This window comes from Brachyspira pilosicoli P43/6/78 (genome assembly GCF_000325665.1).
Lineage (GTDB): Bacteria > Spirochaetota > Brachyspiria > Brachyspirales > Brachyspiraceae > Brachyspira > Brachyspira pilosicoli.
Genome location: NC_019908.1, coordinates 155849 through 170504, shown reverse-complemented (window position 1 = coordinate 170504; position 14656 = coordinate 155849). Strand labels below are relative to the sequence as shown.

Annotated in this window: 12 protein-coding genes and 1 pseudogene; 7 read left to right on the top strand and 6 right to left on the bottom strand. The window is 28.8% G+C overall.

The window, feature by feature from the left end; translation table 11 throughout:
- Positions 1–109 precede the first annotated feature (109 nt).
- Complete coding sequence (locus BPP43_RS00775; protein WP_014935696.1) at positions 110–517, top strand: SoxR reducing system RseC family protein; 408 nt, start codon at positions 110–112, stop codon at positions 515–517.
- Positions 514–939, top strand: coding sequence for a hypothetical protein (locus BPP43_RS00770; protein ID WP_013243401.1), 426 nt, complete (start codon positions 514–516; stop codon positions 937–939). Before BPP43_RS00775 ends, BPP43_RS00770 begins: the two co-directional genes overlap by 4 nt.
- On the opposite strand, the gene BPP43_RS00765 is transcribed toward BPP43_RS00770, so the two are convergent.
- On the bottom strand, positions 936–3230 hold the full coding sequence (locus tag BPP43_RS00765; protein WP_015273875.1) for a DUF3536 domain-containing protein: 2295 nt from the start codon (positions 3228–3230) through the stop codon (positions 936–938). The genes BPP43_RS00770 and BPP43_RS00765 overlap by 4 nt on opposite strands.
- 166 nt (positions 3231–3396) lie before the next feature.
- The gene (gene gltA, locus BPP43_RS00760; protein WP_015273874.1) at positions 3397–4752 is read right to left on the bottom strand and encodes an NADPH-dependent glutamate synthase; all 1356 of its coding nucleotides are present in this window, start codon (positions 4750–4752) and stop codon (positions 3397–3399) included.
- A gap of 336 nt (positions 4753–5088) precedes the next feature.
- On the opposite strand from gltA, the gene BPP43_RS00755 reads away from it, so the two are divergent.
- On the top strand, positions 5089–5772 hold the full coding sequence (locus BPP43_RS00755) for a response regulator transcription factor (protein WP_013243404.1): 684 nt from the start codon (positions 5089–5091) through the stop codon (positions 5770–5772).
- 7 nt (positions 5773–5779) lie between these two features.
- Positions 5780–7548, top strand: a pseudogene (locus BPP43_RS00750) (sensor histidine kinase).
- Here BPP43_RS00750 and BPP43_RS00745 read toward each other — a convergent pair.
- The 4 genes from BPP43_RS00745 to xerD all read right to left on the bottom strand — a co-directional run bounded on the left by BPP43_RS00745 (position 7545) and on the right by xerD (position 12079).
- Entirely contained in the window at positions 7545–8048 is a 504-nt protein-coding gene (locus BPP43_RS00745; RefSeq protein ID WP_013243406.1) for a tRNA (cytidine(34)-2'-O)-methyltransferase, read from the bottom strand. The pseudogene BPP43_RS00750 and the gene BPP43_RS00745 overlap by 4 nt on opposite strands.
- A gap of 61 nt (positions 8049–8109) precedes the next feature.
- Positions 8110–8583: a hypothetical protein gene (locus tag BPP43_RS00740; protein ID WP_015273873.1), complete on the bottom strand. Its 474-nt coding sequence runs from the start codon at positions 8581–8583 to the stop codon at positions 8110–8112.
- A 245-nt stretch (positions 8584–8828) separates the two neighbouring features.
- Entirely contained in the window at positions 8829–11120 is a 2292-nt protein-coding gene (locus tag BPP43_RS00735) for a hypothetical protein (protein WP_015273872.1), read from the bottom strand.
- Between the two features lie 32 nt (positions 11121–11152).
- Positions 11153–12079, bottom strand: coding sequence for a site-specific tyrosine recombinase XerD (xerD, locus tag BPP43_RS00730; RefSeq protein WP_014933434.1), 927 nt, complete (start codon positions 12077–12079; stop codon positions 11153–11155).
- Between the two features lie 334 nt (positions 12080–12413).
- On the opposite strand from xerD, the gene sdaAB reads away from it, so the two are divergent.
- The 3 genes from sdaAB to BPP43_RS00715 all read left to right on the top strand — a co-directional run bounded on the left by sdaAB (position 12414) and on the right by BPP43_RS00715 (position 14646).
- On the top strand, positions 12414–12989 hold the full coding sequence (gene sdaAB, locus BPP43_RS00725) for an L-serine ammonia-lyase, iron-sulfur-dependent subunit beta (RefSeq protein WP_015273871.1): 576 nt from the start codon (positions 12414–12416) through the stop codon (positions 12987–12989).
- Positions 12990–13113: 124 nt separating this feature from the next.
- Entirely contained in the window at positions 13114–13995 is an 882-nt protein-coding gene (gene sdaAA, locus BPP43_RS00720; protein ID WP_013243411.1) for an L-serine ammonia-lyase, iron-sulfur-dependent, subunit alpha, read from the top strand.
- A gap of 75 nt (positions 13996–14070) precedes the next feature.
- Positions 14071–14646 carry a GNAT family N-acetyltransferase gene (locus BPP43_RS00715; protein ID WP_015273870.1) on the top strand — a complete coding sequence of 192 codons (576 nt, stop codon included), beginning with the start codon at positions 14071–14073 and terminating at the stop codon, positions 14644–14646.
- Positions 14647–14656 lie beyond the last annotated feature (10 nt).

Here is a 14656-nt window from a genome sequence, read left to right as displayed (position 1 = left end):
GCTTTTATTTTATATTAAATAACATTTCTATATAATTGATATTTATTATTCTATATTATATAATTATAATTAATATTTCACTCATTATTTAGTATTTAGAGGAAAACATATGAGAAGAGAATTAGCTATTGTTTTAGAAACATATAATAACAATATTGCTAAAGTACAATTACAAAGAAGTTCTAGTTGTGATGGCTGTAAAATATGTTCAACAGGCAAACCAATTATATTAAGAGCTATAAACAACATAAATGCTTCTAATGGAGATAATGTGATTATAGAAGTAGAAGAACTAAAAAAATCTGCCAATTTCTTTGTATATATAATACCTCTAATATGTCTTATAATAGGATATTTTGTAGGTAATTATATATCTAAAATTGCTAATATTAATCATGATTTAGGACCTGTAATTTCTTTTGTATTCTTTTTTGTTTATGTTTTTTTTGGCGTACTAAAATTGAAAAAAAATAATAATAAGGTTATAGCTAATATAATAGCAAAAAATAAATTATGAAAATAAAATATATTATACTTTCTTTAGCACTATTTTTATTTGCATCTTGCAAAACTAATTATGAAAACTTTTATAAAATAGGAAATGATACAGTATCCTCTGTCTATAAAATCATAGGGTTAGAAATAAAACCAAAAGTAGAAAAGTTTCATGATAATTATATATACACTTTTAAGAATGATACCAATGCTTTATATAATAGCGTAAAGTATGCTAATTATTTATGGAAGAACGAAGGATATTATATTACTCAGCATAATGGTTTTGGAAAAGAAAATGGAAATGTTGAGCTAGCAAAAAGTTCAATAGACCCTAATAAAGTAATAAGAATTAATATTCATTCCTACACTAATAATTCTTTTGATGTTATTATATCATTAGTAAATGGAACGATAAAGCTAAAAAATAATACGAATAATTAAATATTATCCATATTAAAATTAAGCCAATATCCAAGCTCCACAAATAATTTTTTCTCTTCTTCATTAAAACTTATAAGAAGACCTTTATATTTTAGAAGTATCTTATAAAATATATTTTCATAAGTATTTCTATCTATTGGCATATCATTATTAGATAAAAACTTAATATCCCTAAGTAAATCAAATATAATTTTTCCATTTCCTGTTTCATAAAGCTCATTTAATGCATTTTTAATATTCTCTCCAACAACCTCAGATATACCGCTGTTAGAAATAAATATACCAGCATTTCTAGCATCTTTTAATTCCTTAGACACCTCATCATATGCCTCTCTTCCTTTTGATACTATAAGCTCTCTTAATATAGGAGAATCCATAGCTCCCATTAATCTTCTATAGTCATAATCTGGTGTAATATCATTTGTATTGAAATATTTAAATAGTTTTTTATATTCAGGATATATTTTATGCATTATATCATCTAATTTTGAAATATCATCTTTAAATAATGAATCTGAAAACTTATCTCTAATATCAGAACTTAAATCTTTCAAATGCATAGTATATACTAAATTATCATTACAATCCTTATATTCAGAAAGAGTGATATTATTTTTTAATTCATAATTCTCTTCAACAGTATCAACTTTAAAATATAAATCTGATGTTATATTATCAGTCATTACTCCTTCAATATGATTTTTATCTATTAGAGTAGCTTTAATATTATGCTTAAAAATATTTATATCTTTTTCTTTATAATTACTAGCAATTAAATTAAATATAAACTGATTGATAATATAAAGTTTAGTAAATAAATCTATCTTAGCATTTTTCTCATAAAAATATCTGGCAGTATGATGTTCTTTTTTATTACTAATTGAAGTCTCTAATGCTTTTAAAAATCCTTGATAAGCCTCTTCTACAAAAGGAGCATCTTTATCTTTGACAAGCATTCTAGCATAATGAAAAGACCTCTCTGCATATTGCATATTTTTGATAGGCTCTATTCTAGAAACATCTTCAAAAAACCAACCGCAAGAAGTATAAGCAAATAAAGAATATTTATAAGATTCCATTAAAAATATAAACTCTTTGAAAGATATATATTTGGAGCATATTTCGTATAAATCTTTAGCATCAGAATCATTATATATAGCCCTAACATACTCTTCCCTAAGAGAATTTCTAGATTCATTTGTAAAGTTTAAAAATAATGCAAATAATTTGTCTTGCATATTTCTAAGTATATCAAAAGCTTCTCTAAGTCCAGTCCTCCAAGATAAGTCAATAACACCATCACCGCCGCATCCGCAATTACTTCTCCACCTCTCAACACCATGCGAACAGCTCCAAGAAGTACCTCTTTTACCTTCACCTTCATGCAATATCACCTCTTCACTAGGAGGACATATACTTAAATAATGCTCATAATTTGTAGGCGTAATATTATCATAGTGAATATTATCTTGAAAATATCTAGCCAAACACATATCACCAAAAGGCTCATGATGTCCATAACTCTCGCCATCTGTAGCAATATTTACAAGCTTTCTATCACCATAAGCATTTCTTATTCTCTCAGCTAATTTCTCAGCAGAACAAAGCAAATGTTCAAAAGCTATAGCGTTAGATATATAAGGGTCATAAAAAAATACAGCAATTCTCTTACCATTATGCCCATAAAGCCAATAAGGTTTTGATGTGTCTATTCTAGCACCGGATACATCAGTTTGAGTAATACCTTTAACATAATGTGCCTGATATGGAGAAAGTATTGTAAACTTAACCCCACAGTCGCATAAAGCATCAACAACATCTAAATTTATAGCAGTCTCAGAAAGCCATATACCCTTTGACTTTCTTTTGAAATATTTTTCAAAATTGTAAAGTCCCCATTTAATCTGTACCACCATATCTTCTTTTTTGGCAAGCGGTAAAATTATATGATTATAAACCTGAGCAATTGCATTACCATACCCTAACCTTTCCATACTAAGTTTATCTGCTTCTAATATTCTCTTTAATAAATCCGGCTTCTTATCAGCAATATAATCCAATAATGTAGGTCCAAAATTAAAGCTTATATACTGATAATTATTAGACATATCCGTAATTCTTCCATAACCGTCTAATATTCTTGAATAAGCATTTGGGCTATAACATTCATTAGTTATTCTTTCATTCCAATCATGAGCAGGCGATGCACTTATTTCTTTTTCTATCTCTCCCAAAAACGGATTTTCTCTTGGAGGCTGATAAAAATGCCCATGCAATATCAAATATTTCATAATTAGAATCCTAGTATAAAAAGATTATTTAAAGTATAAACAAACTTACATATATTTGCAAGCAAATAATTTTTATTTTAATTATCGAAATAAAGGTTTGTTTTTTAAGTATAAAAAAGCCCAATACAAATTGCATTGGGCATTATTTCATTATTTGGATATATTTTTACTTAGATAAATATTTATGTATACCAGCCGCAGCTCTTTTACCGTCACCAATAGCAAGTATAACAGTAGCAGCACCGCGAGCAGCATCACCGCCAGCAAATACTCCCTCTACAGAAGTAGCACCAGTCTCTTCATCTATAACATAAGTACCTTTTTTAGTAGTTTGTAATTCAGGCACTTTTCTAGATATAAGCGGATTAGGAGTAGTACCTATAGCAACAATAACAGCATCAACTTCTATATCTTCAGTTTTACCTTCAACAGGAACAGGTTTTCTTCTTCCATCAGCATCAGGCTCACCAAGTTCCATAACTTGAGTTCTAACTGCTTTTACATTATCATTTTCATCAGCTAGAATTTCTAAAGGAGCTCTTAAGAATCTAAAATCAACTCCCTCTTCCATAGCGTGATGAACTTCTTCTAATCTTGCAGGAAGCTCTTTTTCTGTTCTTCTATAAACTATATATACTTTTTCAGCACCAAGTCTTACAGCAGTTCTGCAAGCATCCATAGCCACGTTACCGCCGCCTAATACAGCAACTTTTTTGTGTCTTATAACAGGAGTATCTACTTCTGGGAATTTATATGCACCCATTAAATTTACACGAGTTAAATATTCATTAGCAGAATAAACTCCGCAGTAATTTTCACCAGGTATATTTAAAAAAGCAGGAAGTCCAGCACCAGTACCCAAGAATATAGCATCATACTCTTTTCTTAACTCTTGGAAATCCAAAGATATACCAGCAACTTCATTTATTTTAAATTTAACACCATCTTTCTTAAGGTTTTCTACCTCATGAGCAACCAATTCTTTAGGCAAACGAAACTCAGGAATACCATACATAAGTACCCCGCCTATAGTATGTAAAGCCTCAAGCACTGTAACATCATAACCTAATTTTATTAAGTCGCCAGCACAAGCTAAACCAGCAGGACCAGCACCTACAATACATACTTTTTTACCATTTTTTTCTACTTTTAAGCCATCATATTGAGCATGTTTTCTTTCATAGTCAGCAACAAACATTTCTAATTTACCAATAGCAACAGGCTCAAATTTCTTACCAACAACACATCTTTGCTCACACTGAGTTTCTTGAGGACATACTCTTCCGCAAGCTGCAGGTAATGCGTTAGTTTCTTTTATTTTTTTAGCTGCTTCTAAAAATTTCTTTTCAGCTATAAGCCCTATAAACTCAGGGATTTTTACCTTAGCAGGACAGCCTTCCATACAATGCGGAACTTTACAATCCAAACATCTTAATGATTCAGTATAAGCTTGTTCTTCTGTATATCCTAAAGGAACTTCTTTAAAATCCTTTTTACGCTCTTCGGCACTTCTTTGAGGCATTTCTTGCCTAGGTATTTCACCTAATTTTGATCTTGGTGGGCATATATTTATCTCCTATTTTCTTTATAGACCAATATTAAATTTGATAATATTATACAATAAATAAAAAATATAGCAATGATATATTTTTATTTTATCATTATAGAATATAAAAAAGATTTCATCAAGTTTAAATTATAATTATCAATTAAATTATATAATCAAGATACAATATAATACTTATAAAATATAAAATAAAGTTTTTTCTTTTTTTTGCATTGATAAACACTTGTATATTGAACAAAATAAATATATAATACAAAAAAATAAAAATTATAATGGAAGAGTGTAAATTTTATGGAAAAAGAACTTATTTATTCTGTAGAAGATGATGATAATATAAGAGATTTAATTAAGTACACTGTTGAAGAAGCTGGATTTAATATAGAATGTTTCAGTAATGGTAAGGATATGCTTGAAGCTTTAAAAAACAATATACCTAGTTTAATACTTTTGGATATTATGCTTCCAGATATGGAAGGTACTGATATATTAAAAATAATAAGAACAGATTATGCACATTTACCTATAAAAGTAATAATGCTTACAGCAAAATCTAGTGAAATCAATATAGTTACAGGGCTTAATTTGGGTGCTGATGACTATATACCAAAACCTTTCTCTGTATTAGAACTCATAGCTAGAATTAAAGCTAATTTAAGAAAAAAAGACGTGAGAGTAGATACAGAAGAATTGACATTTGGCGAGATTAAGCTAATAGTAAAAAAAAGAGTTGTGTATGTTAATGATAGGCAAGTTTCGCTCACTCAAAAAGAGTTTGACCTTTTAAAACTTCTTATGGAAAATGCTAATAATGTTGTAGATAGAGAGATGATGCTTGAAGAGGTTTGGGGAGTAGAACATTCTATGGAAACTAGAACTATTGATATGCATATTAAATCTATTAGACAAAAATTAGATTTAAAAAAAGAAAATATTATTACTATTAGAGGAATGGGATATAAATTAATAGAAATTTAATTATTTTATGATTAGAAATATATTTTTAAAATCATTATTAATTCTTATATTATCAAGTGCTTTAATGTTTATAGGAATTCTCTTTACAGTGCAGTATAATAATATTATGTACAGCAGAGTAATGATTGTTAATATTATAGACATGCTTCAAAGAGAAATTAATATATATGATATAAAAACAGAAGATGATTTTAAAAATTTCGTATTACAATCAGACAAAGAAGAATTAAGAATAAGTATAATATCTACAAACGGTATAGTTATTGCAGATACCTTAAGCGACACAGCAAAAACAACACTCGGCAACCATAATAATAGAAGCGATGTTATAGAAGCCTTGCACAATACGAACGATGAGCCGTCTTTTTCAATAAGCACTTCTATTAGTCAAAAAACACCTTATATATATGCCTACAAAAAAAAATTAAATCTGATGACTTTGTTGATTATATATTAAGAGTATCTATTCCTATGGATTCTATTAATAAATATTTAACTACATTCTTATTTACTGCTGTTATGGTGATAACTATTGTTGTAATACTCATGGCTTTTGTACTTCCTATAATGTCTAGAAATATTATGAACCCTTTCTACATTATTAAAGAGACATTAGATAATATATATAATAACCGCTCACTTACACCTAAAAACCTTACAGGGTTTAATGATGTTAACAATATAATTTATGATATTAACGAAGTTGCTGTTGATTTGAATAATAATATCATAGCATATCAGACTGAAAAAGAAAAACTTAATTATGTATTAGAGAATATTGCTCAGGGAATTATTGCTGTTAATAAGAAAAAAGAAATATTTTTTATTAATCAATTTGCTATAGATTTTTTGGATATTGGAGAGAGAGCTGTTAATAATTTAAATGAGATAATAAAAGATGAAAATGTAATAAAAAAGATAGATAATGCTATAGAATTAGGAAGGTTTTCAAAGTTTGATTCAAAAGAACATAATATGGATATAGAAATCACTATTATACCGATACGTAATAATGAAAATATATCCGCTTTAATAAAATTTGAAGATGTTACAGATATTAGAAAATTAGAGATAGAAAAACAAGACTTTTTTATTAATGCCTCCCACGAATTAAAAACACCTTTAACTTCTATTTTGGGTTATTCTGAACTTCTGCTAGCTACCGGCGGTGGAAAGAACTTAAATGATTTTTTAAATAGAATAAATACAGAAGCATTGAGAATGAAAGAGCTAGTTATGGATATGCTTACATTAAGCAGAATAGAGGCTAATTGGCAAGAGACTATAGATGAAAAAATGGATATAAAAGAGATAATACTTAATGTTTATGACAGCAATAAGTTAAAAGCACAAAAAAGAGATATTACAATAGACTTAAATATAGAATCTGCTTTTATAATGGCTAATAAAGAAAAAATAACAGAGGTAATTAATAACCTTGTAGACAATGCCATAAAATATACAGATGACGGCGGAAATGTAAAAATTATTCTAAGCACAGATAAAGATAAAGCAATTTTTACAGTAAAAGATACAGGCTGCGGAATAGCCCCGCAGTATTTAAACAGAATATTTGAAAGATTCTTTAGAGTAAAAAATAATAAATACCTTAAAGTCAATGGAACGGGGCTTGGACTAACAATAGTAAAAAATATATGTAATAATTATAACGCTGATATACATGTAAAAAGCGAAGAAAATGTTGGAACAGAGATAAGCGTTGTATTTAAATTGTATGATGAAGAAAAAGAAAAAAACATAAAGAAGGCTGTTTAAATATTTTTATTTAAGCATAATTGTCTAAATGCCTCATAAGAAACTATAGCAGCGGTATTTGATACATTTATAGAGCGTATATCATCACTCATAGGCAAATATACAGAGTTAGCAGCATCATTTTCCCATATAGATTCTCTTAAACCAGTGCTTTCCCTTCCAAATAAAAGTATATCATTATCACTATAATTAAACTCATCATAGCGGATATGGCCAAACTTTGATATAGGCACTATTCTTTTATTGTTCTCTTTGCAATATTCTAAAAAAGTGTGTTCATTTTCATGTTTTATTAGGTTCAACTTTTCCCAATAATCAAGCCCTGCCCTTCTAATCTCTTTAGCACTTAGTATAAACGAAGGTTTTGATACTATATGAAGCGATATGTTTAACCCAACGCAAAGCCTTCCAATATTACCTGTATTAGAAGGAATCTCTGGTCTGTATAATGCTATTGATACATTAAAGTTTTCATTGCTTATATTAATTTTATCTTTCATATTTCATAAATAAAAAAGGAAACTTTAATTCCCCATACCTTAATAATTTTATATTAAACTTTTACTCTGCTTGCTTAATAAAAACACCTTTTATAGCTGTATCTACATTATTATTTTCTTCAACAGTATAAGTTATGTTTGCTATAGAAGAAGATATTATGTCATTATTATTTATATCTTCAAAAGTCATATCAAGTAAATGTTCTTTTGATGTGATATTACTATTATTATAATCCATTTCGTTATATACAGCTATATAACCATTTTTAACTTTTAATATTTGGCCTGAAGAAAAATTAAATGTTTTATTTACTTTCCCAAAATAGAAATCCATAGAACCATCTTCTTTTATTATAATATAAGAACCTAAAAAATTAACATCACTTACATTTGGAGTTTCATCAACATTCCAAATACCTGCATAAGTTTTATCTATTCCTATAATATTTTCTTCTATAGTGTCTTTCAAATTTTTGCAGCTTATAGTAAATAAAGATATTAATAATAAAGATGAAACTAGAAGCCTTTTTAACATATTTGAATTCCTTTTTTGAATTGTTTTATATTAGTTATAAATTTACTTTTTGTCAATAGAATTAAAATTATATATTTTAAAACTATTATCAAATATTTTAAAAAGTTTTGAAATAAATTTAATATTTTGTATTATTAAAAATTAATAGTGATATTCAAAAACTCAAAATTAAAAAAACATAATCATTTAAGTATAAATAAAAAAAGGAGCTTATTTTTAAAAAGCCCCTTTAATTTATATTCTAATTAATTATCGTTTACAGCCTTTTCATTGTTGCTTTCTTCGCCCTTAGCTACAATAGCAGGCTTTTCTTCCACCTCTTCTTTTTTAGGCTCAACTACTCTAAGTGAATTAAGAAGAGTATAAGCAACGGCTACATTCTCTTCGCCTGACTCTGACATCACTCTAAAAGACATAAGCGAAGAATATCTGCTTCTGCCATAAGAATATCTAAATCCTATTTCTACTGAAGCTCCGGCATCTATTGTAACAACTTCTTTATCAAGTACAATAGCAGCCAATGCCTGAGACAAGTCAGTTTTTATTCTAACATTATTAAGTCTTCTAGAAGTTCTATTAACTATAGTAAGTACTCCTGTTCTGTTTCTCTCATCAAGTTTAACAGTAACATTGAATGGGTTTTCAGAATATTTCTCCTCTATTCTAGAAACTATTGAAGCATTAATATTAGCCCATTCTTTTATAGTATTAGGACCTCTAAACTTAGACCATAACATTCTTGATACATCATGGAAGAATATACCTCTTATTCTGCTGCTTCTATTAAATTTAGCCTCAGATTCATAAACTCTTCTCATATATTCAAGCTCAGGTCTCAAACTACCGTCTTGAAGCCTATTATCAATCATATTACCAACTAAAACATTGTATTCACCAGATAAATATCTAGGCCAAGCAGTAAGCATACCAACATGTTGAGGACGGCTAGCCTCATATATCATAACAGCATCATAATCAATACCCGCATCAAAGAACATATAAGGGTCTTGTCCATGTTCCTGTCCATGATTCCAACCTAAAGTAAATGCCCATAATTTTTTCTTTATTCCAGAATCTTTTATTGCCTTTATAATAAGTGATTCTTTATGAGCTCTATACCATCTCCATTTTAATCCTATTTCCTTTCTGCCTCTATTAACAGCAAGCCAACGCATACGAGCAGCTTTGTTCATAGTAGACCAATTAGCAGGAGTATAAACTCCAGTAAGCTCTACCATCTCATCAACTAGCTCATAACCATCAACTTCACCAGTTCTAATAAAGTCCAAACCAATATATGATATATTAGGATTAGCATCATATCTTTTTAATATGTCTATAATATCCTGCACTCTCTTAGGGTCACCCAAAGAAATATGCCTGCTTTCTACTAAACTTTTTGTACTAGAATTGTATCCAACAGAAACTTCGTATCCGCCTTTTCTGTGTCCGCCGCCGGCTGCAAAATAACTCATAACATAAGCACCAAGCTCAACATTACCCTTAGATTTTGAAGCAGCTAGGTTCTCAACATTCTTAATCATAGCAGGTGCCCAAGGCTTATCAGGAGTGATTCCTCCAGTCCAACCAGTAGTTTGTCCTCCTATTACCCACAAAGTATCACATTTCATATAGCGAACCCAGTCGTATATGGCATTGTAATCTTCTGTAAGAGCTCCTGTTTCTATATTAGGAAGTTTTTTAGTAGTTAAATCTATAGCATATTCTAATGTAGTTATCTTTTTAGTCTCTCTAGCAGGCGGAGATTGTCTTCCTTTTACAGTAAAATCTTTTGTATAACCATAAACTCCGCTTTTTGTCTGTACAAGCACAACCGCCTGATATTCACCCAAATCGCCGCCAAATGGATGTAAATAAGTTGCTTTATACTCTGCATTTTTTAATTTAAATACATTAATAGGATATCTATCATCAACATTCTTTCTAACACTTTTATCTTTCTTATATCTCACATAAACGCTTAAATTCTCTACTTTATCCTCTGTATAAATAGAAGCATTTATAACTACAGGCTCATATCTAAATACTGATATCTTAGATAAATCTATAGAAACACGCGGAGCTTCTCTTTTCTTAGAATTAACAATAGCACCTTCTATAGCCTTGCTTAATCTATCTGATGTTTTATCAGTAGTATTTCCAGAAAATACCATAGCAGGAAGTACATTAGGATTCGGCATTCCGCTGCTCATCTCCTCATCACTCAATAATAATTCCTGATTAAAAAGGTCTATATCTTCTCTCACACTTATATCTTCATCTACATAAAAATCATCTAAATCTACAGCTAAATTATATTCATTAAATATAGGTTTACTATGAACCAAAGTAAGAGAATCTGGATTATACATATCTATTCTATGCGTTTTTCTATTATTACCATCTTCTTCTATCGCATATTGTAAATTGTTATTATAATTAATTATTGTAAGCCTTTCTCCTATACCAAAAGTAAGTAATATAAGAGAAGTTGCTATAAGTAACAGAATTGTAGTTGCTATAATGCTTTTTTTCATATAAAGTTGTATCCAATTATTATTTTATTTTTTTAGCTGTTTTGTCTAGTATGTTTTGTATATTTAGGGTGTTTAGCAATTTGCTTTTTTAAATGTGTAGAATCCACATGTGTATATATTTCGGTTGTAGTAATATCAGAATGCCCCAACATTCTTTGAACTGACCTTAAATCTGCACCATGCTGAATAAGGTGTGTGGCAAAGCTATGTCTTAAAGTATGAGGATAAACATTTTTCTCTATACCGCTTTTTTTCATTGCCTCTTTTACTATCTTCCAAATACCTACTCTAGAGATTTTATCGCCTCTAAAGTTTAAAAATAATTCACTAGTCTTTTTACCTTTAACCATCACTACTCTGCTGGTTTGAATATATCTTTTTAAAATATCTAAAGCTTTATCATTAATAGGAACTATTCTCTCTCTTTTACCTTTACCGCAAATTTTTAAATACTTCTCATCAAAGAATATATCTTCTATTTTTAATGAACAAATTTCACTAACTCTAAGTCCTGAAGAATACATTAGTTCAAATATAGCCTTATCTCTTAAACCCTTATCTGTTTTTTCATTATGCACAGACAATAAATCATCAACCTCTTCTGTAGTTAAAGATTCAGGCAACACTCTCTTTAAACGTATTACCTCTAAATTATCAGTAGGGTTCTTAGAAATATAATTTTCCATTACCAAAAATTTATACAAATTAACTATACTAACTTTATTCCTTGCAACTGTTCTAGATTTTGAACCTTGCTCTTTTCTTTCACTCAAGAACTTTTCTATATCTTTTCTAGTAGCTTTTAATATTGTTTTCTTATTTCTACCTAGAAAATCTAAATATATTACTATGTCTCTTCTATAAGACTCTAGCGTATTTTGTGACAACCCCTTCTCCATTGACTCATAATTTAAATACATTGATAATATTTCTTGATCTGAAATTTGCTTCACTGACATTTAATATTGCCTCTTTCTTTAAGATATATATACATAATTTAGTAAACATAAAAATTTTATAATATTCTGTTCACTTGCATATATTATCGGTAATATACTCAATATATTTAAACATAATATATTGTTTATAATATTATTATGTTTAAATAATATTAAATATTTTCAAAATTAAATATTATTTTTATTATTTTTTGATAAAAAAAAATATTATAAAAAGTAATAATTTTAATATTTTATTTATTTTTTTTGTTTGAGATAAAAAAAGTTAACAAAATATATATCTAAAATATATTGAATATGTTAAATTATATATATAAAAATGGAGGCTAATTTTATGGCAACTTTATTTGATATAATAGGACCTGTAATGATAGGACCTTCTAGTTCGCACACGGCAGGGGCTTGCCGTATAGGTAAACTAGCTAAAAAAATTTTGGGCGAAGATGTAAAAGAGGCAAAAATATATTTACACGGTTCTTTTGCTCTTACTTGGAAAGGTCATGGTACTGATAAAGCTATTTTGGCTGGACTTTTAGGATATGAAACTTATGACACTCAGCTTAGAGACAGTTATAAACTAGCTGAAGAAAATAATCTTAAATTTGAATTTATACCAACTACATTAAGAGAAGCTTTTCACCCTAACAGTGTTTATATAGAAGTAAAAGGTCAAAATAATGAGGCAAATATTTTAGCTTCATCTATTGGCGGAGGACTTATTGTATTAGATAAAGTAAATGGTATAGAAGTACATTACAAAGGAGACTTCCCTACTATAGCTATAGTTAATAAAGATGTACCTGGAATTATTGCTAAAGTTACTTCTATTATTTTTGAAAATGGAATTAATATAGAAAATATGAATGTTACTCCTCAATTTGAGGTCCTAATCAGGGATATGCCATCATAGTTATTGGTATGACTGATGTTATATCAAAAGAAATAGAAGAGAGAATTAGAAAAATAGAAAATATAAGAGATTTTGTATTTTTAGATAAATTATATTAATAATATATAAAAAAGGAAAATAAATTATGGATATAAAATCTATTGAATCATTAGTTGCTACAGCTACAGAACAAAACAAAAAAATTAGTGATATAGTTATAGATATAGAAGCTAATAGTCAAAAAGTTGATAGAAATAAAGTAATAGAGCAGATGTCTAGCTATTATGATATTATGAGAGAATCTGTAATAAATGGCAAAAAAGATAAATTTAATTTTGTAACAGGACTTCAAGAGGACTGTGTTGAAATAGTAGAGAAATTTTACAAAAACAAAAAGAGCATATTAGGAGAGACCATAGGAGAAGTAGTAACAGCAGCTATGGCCGTTAGCGGATATAATGCTTGTATGGGAAAAATTATAGCAGCACCAACAGCAGGAAGCTGCGGAATAATGCCTGCGGTTCTTACCGTATGCGAAAATAGAGGCTATAAAAGAGAAGATATAGTACATTCTATGTTTACAGCTGGAGGACTTGCTGATATTATTGCTCAGCTTGCTACATTTGCAGGAGCTGGCGGAGGTTGTCAGGCTGAATGCGGAAGTGCTTCTGCTATGGCAGCTTGTGCTTGTGCTGAGATTATGGGAGGAACTCCTGAACAGTGTGCTCATGCTTTTGCTTTATCTTTATCTGCTATACTCGGGCTTGTTTGCGACCCTATTGCTGGATTTGTTGAGGTGCCTTGTATGAGTAAAAATGTTTTGGGAGCTGTTCATGCTATAGTTTGTGCTGAGATGGCTTGTGCGGGATTTAAAAGTGTTATTCCTGCTGATGAGGTTGTTATGGCTATGAAAGAAGTTGCTGACGGAATGGACGAAAGATTTAGAGAAACTGCTCAGGGCGGACTTGCTAACACTCCTACAGGACGTGCTATTGCTGAGAAGCTTTTAGGAAAAATTAACAAATAATTTTAAGATATTATAATTAATAAGGGCTTGCAATATTATTGTATGCCCTTTTATTTTTATCTTTTATAAAAAAATATGATTAAAACAGAAAGACTCATAATAAGACAATTTAATATTGATGACACCGAAGCATTATTCAGTATTCTATCAGACAAAGAAGTTAATAAATATCTTCCTTGGTTTCCTTTCACAAGCATAGAAGAGACAAAAAATCATTTACAAAAATTTTATTTAGATACAAACAATAATAAGAATTTTTATAGATACGCCGTTTGCTTAAAAGAAAATAATATTCCTATAGGTTATATACATTTTGAAAACAATAATGATAGCAATGATTTTGGATATGGACTTAAAAAAGAATATTGGAACAAAGGCATAATAACAGAGGCTTCAAAAAAAGTTATAGAGAAATTAAAAAATGATAATATAAAATATATTACGGCAACACATGATATAAATAATATTGCAAGCGGAGAAGTAATGAAAAAAATTGGCATGCATTATAAATATAGTTATGAGGAACTATGGCAGCCAAAAAATATATTAGTAACTTTTAGAATGTATCAATTAAACTTAGATGATAATAAATCAAGAGTTTATGATGTTTACTTAAACAAATACAAAAAACATTTTATAGAAAAAATTTAAAACAACTTAA

Excerpts from the sequence above, each read along its gene's own strand:
- BPP43_RS00755 (WP_013243404.1), top strand. The coding sequence starts at position 5,089 with ATGGAAAAAGAACTTATTTATTCTGTAGAAGATGATGATAATATAAGA.
- BPP43_RS00735 (WP_015273872.1), bottom strand. The coding sequence starts at position 11,120 with ATGAAAAAAAGCATTATAGCAACTACAATTCTGTTACTTATAGCAACT.
- BPP43_RS00745 (WP_013243406.1), bottom strand. The coding sequence starts at position 8,048 with ATGAAAGATAAAATTAATATAAGCAATGAAAACTTTAATGTATCAATA.
- BPP43_RS00775 (WP_014935696.1), top strand. The coding sequence starts at position 110 with ATGAGAAGAGAATTAGCTATTGTTTTAGAAACATATAATAACAATATT.
- xerD (WP_014933434.1), bottom strand. The coding sequence starts at position 12,079 with ATGTCAGTGAAGCAAATTTCAGATCAAGAAATATTATCAATGTATTTA.
- gltA (WP_015273874.1), bottom strand. The coding sequence starts at position 4,752 with ATGCCTCAAAGAAGTGCCGAAGAGCGTAAAAAGGATTTTAAAGAAGTT.
- sdaAA (WP_013243411.1), top strand. The coding sequence starts at position 13,114 with ATGGATATAAAATCTATTGAATCATTAGTTGCTACAGCTACAGAACAA.
- BPP43_RS00765 (WP_015273875.1), bottom strand. The coding sequence starts at position 3,230 with ATGAAATATTTGATATTGCATGGGCATTTTTATCAGCCTCCAAGAGAA.
- sdaAB (WP_015273871.1), top strand. The coding sequence starts at position 12,414 with ATGGCAACTTTATTTGATATAATAGGACCTGTAATGATAGGACCTTCT.
- BPP43_RS00715 (WP_015273870.1), top strand. The coding sequence starts at position 14,071 with ATGATTAAAACAGAAAGACTCATAATAAGACAATTTAATATTGATGAC.
- BPP43_RS00770 (WP_013243401.1), top strand. The coding sequence starts at position 514 with ATGAAAATAAAATATATTATACTTTCTTTAGCACTATTTTTATTTGCA.
- BPP43_RS00740 (WP_015273873.1), bottom strand. The coding sequence starts at position 8,583 with ATGTTAAAAAGGCTTCTAGTTTCATCTTTATTATTAATATCTTTATTT.